Origin of the sequence: Pseudalkalibacillus hwajinpoensis (assembly GCF_039851965.1) — a bacterium.
GTDB classification, from domain to species: Bacteria; Bacillota; Bacilli; order Bacillales; family Guptibacillaceae; genus Guptibacillus; species Guptibacillus hwajinpoensis_E.
In genome coordinates this window covers 3024834-3043003 of sequence record NZ_CP156674.1, presented here as the reverse complement: position 1 = coordinate 3043003, position 18170 = coordinate 3024834, and the positions used below count along the sequence as shown (strand labels likewise).

General features: G+C 41.7%; 16 protein-coding genes, 1 pseudogene and 1 riboswitch. Of the genes and pseudogenes, 1 reads left to right on the top strand and 16 read right to left on the bottom strand.

The genetic code is table 11. From position 1 onward, the window contains the following. Positions 1 to 141: 141 nt before the first annotated feature. Complete coding sequence (locus tag ABFG93_RS15740; RefSeq protein WP_347548964.1) at positions 142 to 1128, top strand: M23 family metallopeptidase; 987 nt, start codon at positions 142 to 144, stop codon at positions 1126 to 1128. A gap of 85 nt (positions 1129 to 1213) precedes the next feature. Here the strand turns inward: ABFG93_RS15740 and ltrA are convergent. The 16 genes and pseudogenes from ltrA to ABFG93_RS15660 form a co-directional block, all read right to left on the bottom strand. Beyond that, positions 1214 to 2352, bottom strand: a pseudogene (gene ltrA / locus ABFG93_RS15735) (group II intron reverse transcriptase/maturase). Next, a complete protein-coding gene (locus ABFG93_RS15730) occupies positions 2319 to 2510 on the bottom strand; it encodes a hypothetical protein (protein WP_347548066.1) in 192 nt (63 codons plus the stop codon). The pseudogene ltrA and the gene ABFG93_RS15730 overlap by 34 nt, the downstream one beginning before the upstream one ends. Positions 2511 to 2945: 435 nt before the next feature. Beyond that, positions 2946 to 3050, bottom strand: coding sequence for a methionine/alanine import family NSS transporter small subunit (locus ABFG93_RS15725; RefSeq protein WP_347548963.1), 105 nt, complete (start codon positions 3048 to 3050; stop codon positions 2946 to 2948). Position 3051: 1 nt separating this feature from the next. Next, on the bottom strand, positions 3052 to 4578 hold the full coding sequence (locus tag ABFG93_RS15720) for a sodium-dependent transporter (RefSeq protein WP_347548962.1): 1527 nt from the start codon (positions 4576 to 4578) through the stop codon (positions 3052 to 3054). A gap of 234 nt (positions 4579 to 4812) precedes the next feature. Then, positions 4813 to 6390: a Na+/H+ antiporter NhaC family protein gene (locus tag ABFG93_RS15715; protein WP_347548961.1), complete on the bottom strand. Its 1578-nt coding sequence runs from the start codon at positions 6388 to 6390 to the stop codon at positions 4813 to 4815. Between the two features lie 280 nt (positions 6391 to 6670). Further along, positions 6671 to 6852: riboswitch (Lysine riboswitch) on the bottom strand. Between the two features lie 71 nt (positions 6853 to 6923). After that, entirely contained in the window at positions 6924 to 7703 is a 780-nt protein-coding gene (gene yunB, locus ABFG93_RS15710; RefSeq protein ID WP_347548960.1) for a sporulation protein YunB, read from the bottom strand. A gap of 159 nt (positions 7704 to 7862) precedes the next feature. After that, positions 7863 to 8165 (bottom strand): YunC family protein, encoded by a 303-nt coding sequence (locus ABFG93_RS15705; RefSeq protein WP_347548959.1) that lies wholly within the window; start codon positions 8163 to 8165, stop codon positions 7863 to 7865. Between the two features lie 85 nt (positions 8166 to 8250). Further along, positions 8251 to 9639 carry a bifunctional metallophosphatase/5'-nucleotidase gene (locus ABFG93_RS15700; protein ID WP_347548958.1) on the bottom strand — a complete coding sequence of 463 codons (1389 nt, stop codon included), beginning with the start codon at positions 9637 to 9639 and terminating at the stop codon, positions 8251 to 8253. A gap of 15 nt (positions 9640 to 9654) precedes the next feature. Beyond that, positions 9655 to 10476, bottom strand: a complete 822-nt coding sequence (locus ABFG93_RS15695; protein WP_347548957.1) for a sulfite exporter TauE/SafE family protein — start codon at positions 10474 to 10476, stop codon at positions 9655 to 9657. A gap of 11 nt (positions 10477 to 10487) precedes the next feature. Then, complete coding sequence (locus ABFG93_RS15690; RefSeq protein WP_347548956.1) at positions 10488 to 11342, bottom strand: DUF72 domain-containing protein; 855 nt, start codon at positions 11340 to 11342, stop codon at positions 10488 to 10490. Positions 11343 to 11505: 163 nt separating this feature from the next. Next, a complete protein-coding gene (gene sufB, locus ABFG93_RS15685) occupies positions 11506 to 12903 on the bottom strand; it encodes a Fe-S cluster assembly protein SufB (protein ID WP_347548955.1) in 1398 nt (465 codons plus the stop codon). A gap of 101 nt (positions 12904 to 13004) precedes the next feature. After that, positions 13005 to 13451, bottom strand: a complete 447-nt coding sequence (gene sufU / locus ABFG93_RS15680) for a Fe-S cluster assembly sulfur transfer protein SufU (RefSeq protein WP_347548954.1) — start codon at positions 13449 to 13451, stop codon at positions 13005 to 13007. After that, entirely contained in the window at positions 13441 to 14661 is a 1221-nt protein-coding gene (locus ABFG93_RS15675; RefSeq protein WP_347552867.1) for a cysteine desulfurase, read from the bottom strand. Before ABFG93_RS15675 ends, sufU begins: the two co-directional genes overlap by 11 nt. A 2-nt stretch (positions 14662 to 14663) precedes the next feature. After that, complete coding sequence (sufD, locus tag ABFG93_RS15670; RefSeq protein ID WP_347548953.1) at positions 14664 to 15971, bottom strand: Fe-S cluster assembly protein SufD; 1308 nt, start codon at positions 15969 to 15971, stop codon at positions 14664 to 14666. A gap of 18 nt (positions 15972 to 15989) precedes the next feature. Further along, complete coding sequence (gene sufC / locus ABFG93_RS15665; protein WP_347548952.1) at positions 15990 to 16775, bottom strand: Fe-S cluster assembly ATPase SufC; 786 nt, start codon at positions 16773 to 16775, stop codon at positions 15990 to 15992. Positions 16776 to 17656: 881 nt separating this feature from the next. After that, entirely contained in the window at positions 17657 to 18028 is a 372-nt protein-coding gene (locus ABFG93_RS15660) for a carboxymuconolactone decarboxylase family protein (RefSeq protein ID WP_347548951.1), read from the bottom strand. Between the last annotated feature and the right edge of the window lie 142 nt (positions 18029 to 18170).

Sequence of the window (18170 nt, the reverse complement as noted above, 5' to 3'; positions counted from 1 at the left end):
ACATTCACCCCAGGTATTTCTAGGAAATGTGGGAATCTAGTGACGATTAGCACTTTAGACCTTCCAATATTTAGACCTAATGATTTAGGTCAGGAAAACCACACTATGATTAATGACATTTAACGAAAGGAGAAGAAACGCTTGAGAAAATATTGTTTTCTTATCCTTATTCTTTTCTTACTCTTTCCAGCAAATATCAGCCTGTCCGCTGAAGTTAACGAAGATGAATTAAGAGCAAGACGAATGGTTCTTTTTCATAGTATGGAGACACTCACACAGGTACCTTGGTACATCTATGCTGGTATTGATCAATATGAAAGAAGTATAAGACGTTCACAAAAAGACATCCCTCGCGAAAAAGGTGCTATTGCCATTTATCTATCTAAAGAACAGTGGAGTGGAGAAGCTAACCCCAACCAGGAAGACTCTTCTCCAGAATCAATTTCTTTTTTTGGGGGCATGGGCCTTGATGGCAATGGGGATGGAAAAGCAGATCGAACTGATGATGAAGATGTTCTCTATACGATTGGAAATTTCTTAAAACATTATGGAACATCATTAGAGGATATTCGAATCGGTCTCTGGGATTATTATCACCGTGATCAAGCAGTGAGAACGATATCAAGCAATAGTGCCGTCTATCGAACATTCCAAACATTAAAGCTTGATAAACACGCCTTCCCTGTTCCCCTTCAAGCAAACTATAGCTATCGAAGCACATGGGGGGACCGACGCGGCTGGGGTGGTCTTCGCATCCATGAAGGAACCGATATCTTCGCATCCTACGGTGTTGCTGTTAAAGCGACCAGTTATGGGACTGTTGAAACGAAAGGCTGGAATGAATATGGTGGATGGCGAATTGGAATCAGAGACATTGATGGTAACTATCACTATTATGCCCACCTGAACGGCTTTGAGAAAGGCATAGAAAAAGGACGTGTCGTGCAGCCCGGGGAAGTTATCGGATACGTTGGAAGCTCCGGATATGGACCAGAAGGAACAGCAGGAAAATTCCCTCCGCATCTTCATTATGGAATCTACAAAGATAACGGAAGAACGGAATGGTCTTATGACCCTTATCCATCATTAAGATTATGGGAAAGGCAAGAACGTTCACGATCACGTTAATAAAATCGAGTAGGAGGGGGTGACTAACCCCCGACCTCTCACACCACCGTACGTACGGATCCGTATACGGCGGTTTCATGAAAATCTAACGTGCTTCTAACGATTTTAATCCTAACTGACGCCAATACTTGTCATTGGAGGTACGGTGGAGGATCGGGCTACTGGCAATTCGCCAGTAGCCTTTTCTTGTGTTGCTCCATTCAAAAGCTTTCGCTTTTGTAACACCTAATGAAAGGAGTTGTTTCCTTCTTGTTTTAGGTGTTTTCCATTCCTTCCACCGGATCATTCGTAATCTCCTTCTCAACCATGCCATTAATTCTCTAAAAGTTGATGTCGTTTCAGCGAGCTGGAAATAGTTTCGCGACCCTGATTGTTTCCGACCCTGATTTTCGAGTCTCGGTGGAGCGTGAAACTAAACCCAAGGAACGTTCGTTTCCACGGGCGGTCAATCGCACTCTTTTCTTTATTAACTTTTAGTTTTAATTTCTTCTTGATAAACTGGCTGATATTTCGAAGGATTCGTTCGGCTGCTCTTCTTGAGCCTACGTAAATCTGACAATCGTCGGCGTATCGAACGAAACGAATACCTCTTGACTCCAATTCCTTATCCAGTTCATTTAACACGATATTTGATAGAAGTGGACTTAAAGGACTTCCTTGCGGTGTCCCTGCTTGGTTCGTCTGTGTTAGGCCGTTCTCCATAACCCCAGCTTGTTGGTATCTCCGAATGATTCGAAGGATGCGACCGTCCTTAACCCGACAACTCAATGTGCGCATTAGTCGGTCGTGGTGAACGCGATCAAAGAATTTCTCCAGATCGATATCCACCACCCACCGGTATCCGTCATTGACATATTCTTGGGCTTTTCGGACCGCATCGTGTGCTCGTTTTCCTGGTCGGAACCCGTAGCTTGAGTTGGAAAACGACGGATCGTAGATCCGTTGAAGATAAAGGTTGATAGCTTGTTGGATGAAGCGATCCATGGCGGTTGGAATGCCTAGCTTTCGTTTGCCTCCGTTCGGTTTCGGGATTTCGACACGACGGACGGGTGACGGTTGATAGGTTCCATCCAGAAGTTGGGCTTAAATCTCATTCCAGGACTCCGAGATCTGGGATTTCAGTTCAGACGTGGGAATGTGATCAACGCCGTGACTCCCTTTGTTTCGGACCACTCGTCGATAGGCTTCGTTTAAATTGTTCCGATGAAGTATCTTTTCCAACATGCTTTCTTCCTCCACGTGACAGGTTTCTTTCCTTGTGTGGCACCAATTCTCCACGCTCCATATGCCCTCAGAGACTTCACTCCTACCTCATATGTTGAGCTGAAATGTTCTGTGTCATCGAACGATGCGTACTTCGGTAGAACCTGTTCTCTATTCATGATTCGGTCCTTCCCGTACCATCTCGAGTTTGGAACGGTACTATGACCTCGGCTGACTTCTGATGGTTCAGTGACTTCTCTTGAAGACAGTTACCATAGGTGTATGGCGTGACCGTCAGACCTCCCCGGGTAAGTGCACAAACTTCCTCTCCATTTACCCGCCTCATTTACTGCCATTTCCTTTGGTCATTTGGACTTCGATGTGTGTTGCCATCTCATCCAAAAATGACAGCCTTGTATGAGATTCGTGTTCCTCGGGTCGGAGATTTGCCCTCTGGCTTCCTTCAGATTCCGAGTCGCCTCGGACACCCTTGCCTTTGGCTAACGGCTACAATGACCTTTGCCGTTCGGGACTTGAACCCTATAGCGTATGCACATGCCGGGCACACAACAAAAAAGAACTAACGTAAAGGTTAGTTCTTTTTTTGTTTTGTTTTATTGTTTTTTAGATGCTCTCACTGCATTTAAAATACTTGCTGTTAAACCACCCCAAATGATAACCATACCTATAATCATCATAAAGATTGCACTTCCACCCATATTAGCCTACCTCCTTATACTTCTGCTGCTCCACTTTCGCATCCCATTTCTTCAAGCTGAACAAAATTCCAACCAGGATTGCGAAACCGGCAACAAACCATCCGCTGTATAAAATAAAGCCATTAGAGTATCCTTCATAGTTCCCAGTTTCAGTCGGGAACTGACGAAGAAGGTTTGTTTTGAATAGATCAAACATCATGTAACCAAGAACTAATGGTGTAATAACCCCAAGACATGCCTTCCACCAGTAATTCAATGGAATATCAGAAATGCCATTTGCATGCGATTCGAGATCTTTCAGCTCACGAAGTACCCATGCGACAGCGACAACCTCTACAAGTCCTACAAACGCAATTCCGAACTGGTTAATAAAGTAATCGGCTGCATCAAGGAAGAACAGTCCACCCTGTGTAGCAAAAAGGATCGAAATCAGTGATGCGATTCCTCCACCAATTAGAACCGCTTTTGTACGAGAGATCCCGAATTTCTCAGAAACTCCGGCAACGTACGTTTCTGAAATTGAAATCAATGAGGACAGTCCTGCAAGTACGAGAGATGCAAAGAATAGGAATCCGAATAATCCATTCAGCGCCGGGAACTCGTTAATAATTTGTGGGAAGACAACAAAGGCAAGTCCAACTCCACCGCTTACAACTTCCTCAACACCTAATCCCTGCTGTTGAGCCATGAAACCCAGTGCAGAGAATACCCCAATACCAGCAAGTAATTCGAATGCTGAGTTACCAAAACCTGTTATGAATGCGTTGTTTGTAATATCCGATTTCTTAGGTAGATAACTCGAATAAGTAATCATAATAGCAAAAGCAATTGATAAACTGAAGAAAATCTGGCCATATGCCGCTACCCATACACTTCCCGATGTAATGCTTTCAAAGTTCGGTGTAAAGAATGCGTTTAGACCTTCAGCAGCTCCTGGAAGCGTGACTGCTCGGATAACAATAATTAAGAACAGAATAATTAATGTGGGAATAAAGATTTTATTCGCTCGTTCAATTCCCTTTTTAACACCGGCAAGAAGCACTCCAAGTGTGATGATCCATACCGCTATGAGTGGGATGAAGACCCCAGGTACAAGGCTACCTGTTTGACCAGGATCAACAGTAAGCTTCAAATAATCATTAAATAAGAAAGCTTCTGTATCAGATCCCCAGCTTTGATTGAAAGCAAAGTAGCTATAAGAGATCGCCCATGCAATAATGACCGCATAATAGGTTGAAATAACGAAAGCAACAATAACGCCCCACCAGCCGAGCCATTCTGTTTTCTTATTCATTCTGAAGAATGAAAGTGGTGCAGATCCTCTAAATTTATGACCCAGAGTAAATTCTAATATTAAGATCGGGATTCCGGCTGTTAATAATGCGAATAAATAAGGTATAAAAAATGCCCCACCACCGTTGTCATAAGCAACGGCCGGAAATCTCCAGATGTTTCCTAGACCTATTGCTGATCCTACAGCGGCCAAAATAAAACCAGCTCGTGAACCCCACTGTGCGCGATTTTCCAAATGTATTACCCCCTTAGACAAATTAGAACCTTTTTCGACATCATTCCTCCTTCCAGAAAAAGGTTAAGACTTTTAAATAAATTCAGATTATTTTGTTTATAGTATATCTAGTACTATTGGTCATGTCAAAACAATCTTTTTCCAATATTAGTACTATTCGTTCAAAATACGATAAAAATCTCTCTATTTTTGTGTGAAACGCAAAAAAACAGGAGGATTGTCCTCCTGTTTCTTTTAATCTTTGGCTACTTCAACCGTTCGATTGGCATATTTTGTTTTAAGCATAAACACCAATAATGCAAATAGAATCAATGTCGTCAGAAGTCCAATAATCACACTGCTTGTAAAGCCTAGTACTAGATAACCAATTAGAGAAATTCCAGCTACAAGTAGCGCATATGGTAGCTGTGTCATCACATGATCGATATGATGACTTCCTGCTCCAGTTGATGAAAGAATGGTCGTATCTGAAATTGGTGAACAGTGATCACCGAACACAGCGCCCGCAAGAACAGCTGCCAGTACCGGGAGCATATAAGTTGGATCGGTGGCTGCAGCGATTTCACCAGCAATTGGCAACATAATTCCAAATGTTCCCCATGATGTACCTGTTGCAAATGCCATTACACCAGCAAGGAGAAACAAAATAGCTGGTAAAAACCCAATGTTGATGTGCTGATCAACAAGACCAGCAAGGTATTCTCCAGTTCCCAGTGAGCCAATGATTTCAATGAGCGTCCAAGCGAAGAAAAGAATATATATAGCTGGAAGCATGGACTTAATACCTTCCCAAATCCCTTTTCCAAAAACAGCGCCATCCATTCGTTTCGCAAAAAAGAAAATCAGTGATGTCGCTAGACCAATTAATCCTCCATAAAGAAGTGAGGAAGCAACATCGGTATTTTCAAAAATAGTTAAGGCAGTAACCGCTGTTTCAGTACCACTTACAGCCTGAATACCTGTCACGATCATAAACGTAACTGTACCCGCGATTAACATAATAATTGGCCACGCAAGGTCAGCGACTTTTCCTTTTTCACTTTCAGGTAAACCGGTTGTTTCGCCTGGTACTGCACCTTTTTCTGGATCAAGCACTTCTCCTGAACGTTGTGCACGGTCTTCATGCACTCTCATTGCTTTCAAATTAATATCGAAATAACTGACAAAGAAGACCATCGCAAGTGCAAATATCGCATACAAGTTCATCGGAATCATTCTGACGAATGCTTCAAGTGCTCCTACTCCTGTAATACTATGTGTTGCAAGAACGCCACCAATAAGTGCAATAATGTATGCACCCCAGCTTGAAATAGGAGAAATGATACACATTGGTGCTGCAGTTGAGTCAATAATATAAGCAAGCTTTGCTCTTGATACTTTGTGTCGATCCGTTATTGGTCTGCTCACGTTTCCAACAGCAAGCGAATTAAAGTAATCATCAATGAAGATAATGATGCCAAAAACAGCTGTGACCACCTGAGCCCCTACTCGCGTTTTCACACGCTTCATAGCCCATTCGCCAAAAGCACGGCTGCCACCGGAAATCGAAATAAAGGCCGTCATCATACCTAATAGAAGTAGAAAGAATATGATGTACATATTCCAAGTATTTAATCCACCGCTTTCGGAATCAATAACAATGCCTTTTACAATTGTATAGATTTCTTTAGCAGAGCTTGTGATGCTCCAGTCATTAATCATTAGTGCACCTAGAATGATACCTACACCTAAAGACGGGAGCACCTTCCTAGTTACTACAACCATCAGTAACGCGACGAGTGGCGGAATAATAGATAATATTGAGTTCTCCACGGAAACCCTCCTTATGAATGATTTTGGATCACTACATGGGTTCATATGTAACCTCCCATCATCAGACTGATCACTGACGAGTGGAAGGACAATCGGACAAATCATCAAATCAACGCATTAGTAAAACTTGGCTTACCGCCAAGTCCTAGCGGAAGCCATAGTTTTTCTTATACTTTAATCCTTTAATATAGTTAAATATTATTAAAGTACAAAAAAACGAGCAATGATAGGATTGGTCCTATCATTGCTCGTTTCACCGAGTCAATGTTAAGTGTCCACCCCGATCAGTAGTTCTCCATTATAAGTTATTCTTATAATGACAGTTCGGCACTTATTCAGGTACCGCCCCAACAAAAACAACGTGACAATTATTTTTGCTTCGGCAGATCTCCCTTTCGATGCTGATCATTGGTGTCATTCTCCCAACACGTACTAATGAGGATCTGCTCCTCTACCTCATCGTAAAAGATAAGGAACATTATTAAGTTCAGTTTTAAAGTATACCGTATATCTCTCCATTCTGCAATTAGGAATTATTCCATTTCACTCATTTCTATTGATGGATTTGGAAGTCCCTCTCCAGATCCATTGTTATAGAAGTTTGGAACTTCACCTTTAATAATCGTCGCAATAACAGGTATATCAGTCGTTACAACATCTGAATCACTAGCGAAGGGAATAACTATTTTAACATTCACTTCAATGTGAACTCGAATATCGACCCAAATATTGTTAATGCCAACAGGCTCAATTTTATGCTTAATATCGGATTTCACTTCTCCAATAGCAGTAAAACGGACGGGAACTTTTGGTCCGAAATTGGCTAATAATGTATTATTAAACGCCTGACCGATTGGGATATAATGTATAATCCCTGTGTTTACAGGGGTATCCTCATCAACTTCAAGCTCCACTCCATTTTGCTCTGCCCAATAGTCTATCTTACCATCTTCTACACTCTTTAAGAATTTCTGGACTTTGTCGGTCGACTGTGCAAGTACCTGACTTACAGCTCGCTGGTTAATTTGCACCAGTACAACCTGCCCTTGATCATCTTTCACTTCTGTAATCAGCGTCTCCTGGTAATTATCTACTTCTTCCACAATTTTTTGATTGATTGCCTGGTTTATTGCAAGAGTGGCAATACGATTTGTTTCCGTGCGAGCAATCTCAATGAGCGTCGGTTTAATTCCCTTTTCAACAATCCAGAGACCCTGGACAGTCATGAAGATGAAAAGGATGAAGGAGATGATAAAAACGTATCGAAAGGGAAGTGGACCCTTTCTAAAGAATTTTCTTCGAGTTCGAAACAAGCATGAACCCTCCCTTCTCATTTCCATGTATATGCGCGGAAAGAGGGAAGTATGGACAATTTCATTGAAAGAAGAAGCATTCAAACCGAATTCGGGTAACGCACTCTCATATAATAAAACCATAAACTAGAAAAAGCCGCAGCAACCGCTACAGCTTTTTCACATCATCTTAAGCATGGCATCTCTTCCTTTTGTACCAACCGTGATGCCTCTTGCCTCCGCTTCAAGTGTAACTGACTCAAGCGGTGCTTCTAGCAGTTGTTCAATCGACCGAACTCCTACAGCTCTCCCCGCAATGATTTTCCGTTCACTCAACTTCTCATTAAGTAAGGCAATATCAAGTGCTCCGCACATAATATAACCATTCTCATTCATGACTGCAAGAAAATTTGTTTTCGGAAGCTGCATGCTTACTGCTGTAAATGGATGACCGTCAATCATGATCGGTGTCATAGTGATCATGTCATTCCCGCCTCCTGACCTGAATGATTATCACTATATCTATATGAGACAAAGAACGTTTTTGACAGTCTTATGTGCAAAGATTTTAATAGCGATTTTCAAGTCTATAGGCTAGAAGATCTCTTAGCATTTCTGGGAGATAGTATTTCTTTTTGGCATGCTTCATCTGTGGATAGAATTTTCCGAACGTAAACATATCGGCTGTTGCGACAGCATATTCTTTATCACTTGATAAGTGATTCCCATTATGAAGCACGTCCGTTACGTGGTGAAGTCCATCCTCCATCATCACCGTTTTGACTTCTAGCCCGTCAAAGGCCATGATCCCCATCACTTCTCCTCGAAAGCCAAGTCCTTTAAAACTCAAGTTTACAAGTTCATCTGACATCGAATGTGATATGATTTCTTTAAGTTCAGTTCCTTTAAGAATAACTTTACAGGGATTCACAGGATGAGGACAAATGCGGTGAAGATCTTCCCTCGAAACATTGCCTTCTGCTAATCCATCAAGAAGCATCCCTGAATTGATCATTCCTATGTCAGCATCACACCATTCTCTTAAAGCTGCTGCTAGTTCATCAGGGAGCACTGAGCGTTTAAACCATTCTGCTTCAAGGGGCTGCTCCAGTCTGCAAACAACCTCCTCGAGCAGTGACTGAGCGTTCGTACTCAGTTGATCTATAATATCCTTTGTCTCCTGGTCTTCTTTACGATGACGAATCGAGACGGCATAAGCCTCTTTCTCAGTTACTTCCTTACTTTCTGAATCGTAGCAAAGCGTAACCTCTCCTACGTAATTTCCATTTTTCCCAGCCTGAGTGATGAGAGTGTCCTTGACCATCATCCCATGTTTCAGGACATGATGAGTATGAGCACCTATAATCACATCGATGCCGTTGATTTCCCTTGCGATTTGTTCATCGTTTCCAAGCCCCATGTGCGACATTAGCATTACGACATCTGCTTGATTACTCACATCATTAACAAGCTCCTGAAGCATCGTTAAAGGAGCTTGAATGGACCATCCGAGAAGAGAATAGAATTGCTCATATGGTATTGTAATTCCAATGATCCCTACCTTTACTCCATCTAGCTCATGGATCGTGTAGGGAATTGCCCAGGAAGGTCTAGTCCCATCCTGATGATAGAGATTAGCTACAATGACCTGAAATGTCGCTTCTGTATAGAGCGCTTCCAGTTCCTGTTTGGAAAATGTAATGCCCTCATTGTTACCGATTGTAGCATAATCAAATTCAAGGTCATTCAACAACTTAACATTGCCTTTACCAACCGTACCTTCTGTAATGGGATGAACTTTATCAGAATGATCGCCAAGATCCAAAAGTAAGCAGGATGTTCCATTAAGGTCATGCCATCTCTTTTTCTCTTTCAAATAAGACGAGACTTTTGCCCAGTTCTCAAAGTGACTATGAAGGTCGTTTGTATAATAAAAATGTAGCGTTTTAGAAGTCATGACACTCTTCCTTTCTTACCCCATCGTTCCCTGCCAGATCAATCGAATACCAACGATAATTAGCATCCATCTTAAAATAACAACTACTGTATGATCAGATAGCTTCTGATTTATAAATGATCCGCATTTAGCACCAATCCATGCACCAGGAATCAATCCAAGCAGCAAAAAAACTTGAACGTTTCCAAGTGCTAAATGGGCTAGTGTACCGGTTATACTTGAAAGAAAAATCATAAACATGGAGGTTGCGACAGCAATTGTCGTTGGAAAACCAAACAGCAAAATCATAGCCGGTACCATCAAGGAACCTCCACCAATGCCAAATAAACCAGAGATAATCCCCACAAGGAATGAAACGATGACAGCTGCCAGTGCAGAATATCGATAGCTTATTTCATTACCTTCAGGATCATTAAATATGCGAAGGAACTGCCCATCTATTTTCATTGGACGTAAATGATTCCTTACCATTAATAATATGGAAACAAGCACCATAAATACCCCGAAATAAATGGAAAAATAATCTACCTGAATAAATTTATTAAACCATGCGCCTATAATAGCACCTGGACCGCTTCCGAGAAAAAAAAGCGCCCCACTTTTATAATCAACGCTTTTCTTCTTCATATAAGCAAGGGTTGAAGAGAGACCAATCGCAACAAGGACAACAATCGAGCTACCCACTATCATCTGTGGAGATAGATCCGGCAGCCAGCTTGTATACTGATCTATAATAAGAAGAACAGGCACGATAATGATGCCGCCGCCAAGACCAACAAGGCTTCCGATTGTTCCAGCTGCAAGGCCAATGAAAAATAATAGAATCCAGGGTACCATGTTAAAACTCCTTATTCATCGAAGAGATCGAGTTGCTTTGGATTTAAATTCGTGTAGTGAATGTCCAACATTTTAATCATTTTTTTTGCATTTTCAGCTGCATGTCCACCTGAATTATTGTTGAACAAAATGAAAACATCTTTGCATTTTTCTTTAAGCTCTTCTATACGCTGTTTCCACTCTAATAATTCTTCGTCATTGTAATCATACAAGTAGCGCACTTCTCTCCAGTTATGTCGGTTACCAGGATTTGTCCAGCCATTTTGATTACGTCCATGAAGGCGCACAAGCACGTGATCATTATGAAGAGTTTCCATAACTAATGGAATCGATCCATCACCTGCCTGTGGCTCATCACAGATTGTATGAATAAACCCTTGCTCTTCAAGAAACGAAAGCGTTTTGTCTTTGAACGATTCATGATACCAGGACTGATGACGAAACTCAACAGCGCATGGGATGTCCCCCATTCGCTGTTTACAGTCTCTTAGTATATTCACGTTTTCTTTGTTCACATCAAACCATGGAGGAAATTGAAAAAGCACCATGGCAAGCTTACCTGCACGTTGAATGGGTACAAGGGATTCCTTAAATGCTTGAAACATTTCTTCTCTCGTTTCAAAAGGTACGTCCCCACGCTGATGCCCTGTCATACCCTGATAAGCCTTCACAACGAAGCGGAAGTCTTCAGGGGTTTCATCTGCCCACTTCTGAAAATTCCTGATTGGTTGAACCGCATAAAAAGAGGAGTCCACTTCCACTGCCGGAAAATGCGAGCCATATATTGAAAGTTTCTCATTACTTTTCACACCAGGTGGGTATAAGACATCATGATCTCCCCAACCTGTCACGCCTATGTAAATCATCCAACCCTTCCTTTCCACACCTTCTATTTTCATGTGAAGATTTGTAAATAGCAAGAGAAAAGCAGAGCTTCCATTTTCGTTTTCTTCAACAAAACGGGTTATTCATCTATTCCCCCACATTAAAAAAACGAACCGGTAAACCCGGTTCGTTTGGATAGAAAGCTTATCCGATCGAGCCTTCCATTTCGAATTTAATAAGACGGTTCATTTCAACCGCATATTCCATAGGAAGTTCTTTCGTAAATGGCTCGATAAAGCCCATTACGATCATTTCAGTGGCTTCTTCTTCAGATACGCCTCGGCTCATCAAATAGAAGAGCTGTTCTTCAGAAACCTTAGATACTTTCGCTTCATGTTCAAGGGAAATGTTATCATTAAGAATTTCATTGTAAGGAATTGTATCAGAAGTTGATTCGTTATCCATAATGAGCGTATCGCACTCAACGTTCGAACGAGCGCCTTCAGCTTTACGACCAAAGTGAACGATACCGCGGTATGTTACTTTACCGCCTTGCTTGGAAATAGATTTCGAAACAATCGTTGAAGATGTGTTTGGTGCTAAATGAATCATCTTAGCGCCTGCATCCTGATGCTGCCCTTTCCCCGCAAGAGCGATTGAAAGGGTCATTCCACGTGCGCCTTCCCCTTTAAGAATGACAGCTGGATACTTCATTGTCAGTTTCGAACCAATGTTTCCATCGATCCATTCCATTGTTGCATTTTCTTCAGCAACGGCACGCTTCGTAACAAGGTTAAATACGTTGTTTGCCCAGTTCTGAATGGTTGTATAGCGGCAATACGCATCCTTCTTAACAATGATCTCAACAACTGCACTATGAAGTGAGTTTGTAGTGTAAACTGGCGCCGTACACCCTTCAACGTAATGCACAGAAGATCCTTCATCTGCAATAATAAGTGTACGTTCAAATTGTCCCATGTTTTCAGAGTTAATGCGGAAATACGCTTGAAGAGGCGTATCCACTTTTACACCTTTAGGAACGTAAATGAACGATCCACCCGACCATACAGCAGAGTTAAGAGCAGAGAACTTATTATCTGTGGGAGGTATTGTTTTTGCAAAATACTCCTTGAAAAGATCTTCATTTTCTTTAAGAGCTGTATCAGTATCTTTAAAAATAATTCCCATGTTCTCTAGATCTTCTTGCATGTTGTGGTAAACCACTTCAGATTCATACTGTGCAGAAACACCTGCAAGGTATTTTTGTTCTGCTTCAGGAATCCCAAGCTTATCGAAAGTAGCTTTAATTTCTTCCGGTACTTCATCCCATGATCTTTCGGATCTCTCAGATGGTTTTACGTAGTACGTAATTTCATCAAAATCAAGATCAGCAAGATTTCCACCCCATTGAGGCATAGGCATGTTGTAGAAATGCTCAAGCGATTTCAAACGGAAGTCAAGCATCCATTGTGGTTCTTCCTTCATTCGGGAAATTTCTTTAACGATTTCAGGGGTTAAACCACGCTCTGAACGGAAAATGGATACGTCTTTATCACTAAAACCATATTGGTATTCGCCAACTTCAGGCATTTTTTTAGCCATTATATTTCCCTCCTTGACATTACACATGTCAGTGTTTGGCTGATGTTCTCTTTCCACCATTCTAGTATGAAAAAGAAGTGATGACAACACCTGAAAGCGGGTTAAGCCTGGTCAGTCTGTTCCTTAAAACCTTTTTCCATCGCTTTCCAGGAGAGTGTTGCACATTTAATACGGGCAGGAAACTTCGAAACGCCCTGAAGTGCTTCAATGTCGCCAAGGTCAAAATCTTCTTCATCATAATCCTTGCCCTGCATCATATCAGAGAAAATTCGGGATAATTTCAATGCCTCATCGACTTCAAGTCCTTTAACAGACTGCGTCATCATGGATGCAGATGCCAGGCTTATAGAGCAACCTTCTCCAATAAACTTCGCATCGGAAATCTTCCCATCATCCACTTTCAGCTGCAGCTGAATGGTATCTCCACATGTAGGATTGTTCATATTGATCTTAAGGTCGCCTTCTTCAAGCTCCCCTTTATTTCTTGGATTTTTATAATGATCCATAATAACCTGTCGATATAACTGGTCAAGGTTGTTAAAAGACATGACCGAAAAACTCCTTTGCTTTTCGTAATCCGGCTACGAATGCATCAACGTCTTCTTCCGTATTGTATAAATAGAAGCTAGCACGCGCTGTAGCCGTTACTTCAAGCCACTTCATCAGCGGCTGTGCACAATGATGTCCGGCGCGCACGGCGATGCCTTCTGTGTCGAGAACGGTTGCCACATCGTGTGGATGAACTTCGTCACTATTAAACGTTACAACGCCTGCGCGCTTTTCTGGTCCATAAATGGATACACCTTCAATTGTCGATAGCTGTTGGATTGCATACTTAGCAAGATGCGATTCATGCTGTTGGATGTTATCCATGCCAACTTCATTTAAAAAATCGATCGCAGCTCCAAGTCCAACAGCTCCCGCAATAATCGGGGTTCCGCCTTCGAATTTCCACGGTAGTTCTTTCCATGTTGAGTCATAAAGGCCGACAAAATCAATCATTTCTCCGCCAAATTCAAACGGCTCCATGTTTTCAAGAAGATGTCTCTTCCCATAAAGCACGCCTATTCCAGTCGGCCCACACATTTTGTGACCTGATAATGCGAAGAAATCACAATCGAGATCCTGCACATCAATGGTCATATGCGGGGTGCTCTGAGCACCGTCTACAACCATCACAGCTCCATTACGATGAGCAATCGCTGCAATTTCTTTAATCGGATTGATTGTGCCTAGTACGTTAGAAACCTGCATAACAGATACAATTTTCGTGTTAGCTGTTACAGTTCTTTCGACATCCTCTAGCGCAATTGTTCCGTCCTTCTGAAGAGGAATATATTTAAGAGTAGCGCCCGTTGCTTTCACAACCTGCTGCCACGGAATGATGTTACTGTGGTGCTCCATCGGTGTGATGACAACCTCGTCACCTTCTTGAAGGTTTGAACGTCCATAGCTTGATGCCACCATATTCAGGGCTGTAGTCGTTCCTCTTGTAAAGATCACTTCTTCTGTTGAAGAAGCATGTATGAATTCACGGACTTTCTCACGCGCACCTTCATAAGCATCTGTTGCATGTGTACCAAGTGTATGAACTCCACGGTGAACGTTTGAATTAATTTCCTTGTAGTAACTCTCCACTGCATCAATGACTTGAACTGGTTTCTGAGACGTTGCTGCACTATCAAGGTATACAAGAGGTTTCCCATTCACCTCCTGGTGCAAAATGGGAAACTGCTTGCGAATGTCCTGGACATTCATCATTAATTTACTTTCCCTTCAGTTACCTCTACCGCACGTTTACGAACGCCCTCAATTGGAAGTTCGTTAATAACAGGGGCAAGGAAACCATGGATGATCAAACGTTCTGCCTCATGACGAGAAATACCGCGGCTTTGCAAGTAGTAAAGCTGAATAGGGTCTACTTTACCAACAGATGCTGCGTGACCTGCCATAACATCGTCTTCGTCAATAAGAAGAATAGGGTTAGCGTCTCCACGTGCTTTTTCATTCATCATAAGAACGCGCTGCGTTTGTTCACCATTAGACTTCTTAGCACCGTGCTCAATTTTTGTAACACCGTTAAAAATAGCACTTGCACTATCTTTTTGAACACCGTGAACTAGAAGCACGCCTTCAGAATTTTGACCATGATGGAAAATTTCATTAGTAAAGTTCTGGTTCTGAGCTCCACGCCCGATTGTTACCGTTTTTGAGTCAGCATTCGAACCATTACCAATGAGGTGTGTTGTATTTGTAGAAACTGTATTGCCATCATTCATCTGAGCAAGCGCCCAATCAACTTTACCATCACGAGCTACGTTTGCTCGGCGGTTCACGTAAGTCGTTACTCCAGTAGCAAAATTATCAACAGAACCGAATGTGACACGAGCATTCTGACCTACGTGCACCTCAGCGATGATATTCGCAACGGACTCAACATCGTGTCCATATGAAAGGTAGTTTTCAACATATGTTACAGAGCTATTGTCTTCTGCAACGATGATGACATGATTGAATATGCCTGCTTCAGGATCTTCTTGCCAATATAGCGCCTGCATTGGCACATCAATGTCCACATTACGCGGAACATACAAGAACGTACCACCGTTAAGGAGCGCAGCATGAAGTGCTGTTAGACGATTCTCATCTACTTTCATAACATCTTTCATGAAATATTTCTCAACAAGATCGCCGTGCTCTTGAAGTGCAGTTTGAATATCTGTAAAAATAACTCCTTTTCCTTTCAACTCATCAGTAAGCTGATTGAATACTGGAGTAGCATTGCGATGTACAAGAAGATTTCCTGACTGCTGATCCTTTGCAACAAGATCACGGAGATCTTCAGGGAGATCATTCAATGAAGAAATAGCCTCCGCAGGTACATCATGCTTAAATGAAGTGAAATTCCACTTATCTATTTTGGTTTTATCAGGTTTAGGCATTGGAAGGTGTTCGGACTTCTCTAACGCCTTCAAACGCAGGGCAGCCATCCACTTCGGCTCCTGTCGTTTTTCTGAAAAAGATTTAACGTATTCTTGATCGAATGCAATCTTCGTATCCACTGACATCGTCATCCTCCTTACTGCTTACGCTTCTTGACCAACTGTTTCGTCTTTAATTCCAAGTTCTTGCTTAATCCATTCATAACCTTCTGACTCAAGACGTTGTGCCAGTTCTGCTCCACCAGATTTCACAATACGTCCCTGCATCATTACGTGCACTTTATCAGGTGTAATGTAGTTCAATAGACGCTGATAGTGAGTAATAATCAAACAGCCGAAGTCTTCGTTACGCATTGCGTTGACTCCTTTAGAAACAACTTTAAGTGCGTCAATATCAAGACCGGAGTCAATTTCGTCTAGAACGGCGATTTTTGGTTCAAGCATCATAAGCTGAAGAATTTCATTACGTTTCTTCTCACCACCAGAGAAACCTTCGTTCAGGTAACGCTGAGCAAATTCTTCACCCATATCAAGTTCCGCCATTTTCCCGTCAAGCTTTTTGATGAATTTCATTAAAGAAATTTCATCGCCTTCTTCACGACGAGCATTGATTGCAGAACGAAGGAAATCAGCGTTTGTTACGCCACTTACTTCACTTGGGTACTGCATCGCAAGGAAGAGTCCAGCTTTCGCACGCTCATCAACTTCCATCTCGAGCACATCTTCATTATCAAGGAAGACACTGCCTTCTGTGATTTCGTATTTCGGATGACCCATAATAGCTGATGCAAGGGTAGATTTCCCCGTACCATTCGGTCCCATTACTGCGTGGATTTCGCCACCATTTATTTCAAGGTTTAATCCTTTGATAATCTCTTTTCCCTCAATGGAAACATGAAGATTTTCAATCTTTAGAGTTGATGCTGCCATTTGTGAATACCTCCAATAACGTTTATACTATTCCTTCCTTATTGTAGTAGCTATAAGGTGTATGTCAAGGAATGTGTGCTAAGTCATTCTCAATCTATTTTCATTCTAATTTTATAACAAATACAAATAAATATCAAGGAACGAAGGGACCATACTTTCTAGCGTTCGCTATAGTTTGACCCGCTATTCATAATGAGAATGAAAGCTGTTTTTTTTCGATTCGTCCATTATTAAGACTATCACTATATCAACGATAGAGAAAGACCAATCAAAGCAAAAAAACCAGTCAATGACTGGTTTTTTTGTTTGGTTACCCCCACCACCCTTAAGGGGCAGTAGCAACCCTCCTCTGCAACGTTGGTCTTTCTTGACGTTGGGGTGGGGGGGGAACTGCCCCTTAAGGTCCGATTGGTTCAACTAACCATTAGAGGGGGAAAGCCTCTAATGGAAGTTTCACTTTATCCTTGATGCTGATTCACTTAGATAATTGGCGGTCGAATTCACTTACCATTTTGAGACTCCGACGATGATCCGCTTCACGCTCTCGTTCAATTTCCATTCGCTTATTGAAATTCTGACTATACTCCGCATAGCCTACTCCGTGAGACTGGTACATCGCCTTTTCCATTTCAGGTGTGTGGTTTAACCGCATCGAACTAATAATGAATCAATCCTTTCAGTATCTTTTTACTTACAAGAGATACTTTAACACGTTGAATCATTAACTACAAATACCATTTAGGTTGCTGTGAAAGGGTATTAATGGATTCTGTTAGTTCTGAATATATAAAAAACTGCTATTCTTAGTATTACTCCCATATTCACCTTATTCCAATCTTATTTACAAAGGACGCCATTATAATAGAAGAAACCTGGGTACATTACTGTTTCAATTGACTGAGATCGTGAATACACTCCTGTACAAGCGTTACTGCTTGACTCATTGCAGCCCCACCGCCGAACGCTGCTGTAACGCCAACTGTCTCCAAGATTTCTTTTTCTGAACATCCCTGATCCAAACACCCTTTTGTATGATAAATAATGCAGTATTCGTCCTGAGAATAAATTGAAATCCCAAGAGCAATCATCTGTTTCTCTTTCTGACTCAATTCCCCTTCTTTAAAACAGGCCTCTGTAAACTCCTTATACTTCTTTGCGATTTGAGGCATTTTCTCAGTAAAGACACCTAGACCTTCTTTGTAGTCATGCAACGCCGCTTCTGAGAAATTATTAAATTCCTGTTCCTGATTCAAGGCGCATTCCTCCTTCTAGTTATTCATCGTTAGTATGAGAAAACGTTCCATTTGCTATCCATTAAATTGCCATGAAAGAAATTAAGATGATGGCGCTTACTCGTGATAAATGTCACACTGTAGGGGACAGCAATACGATAAG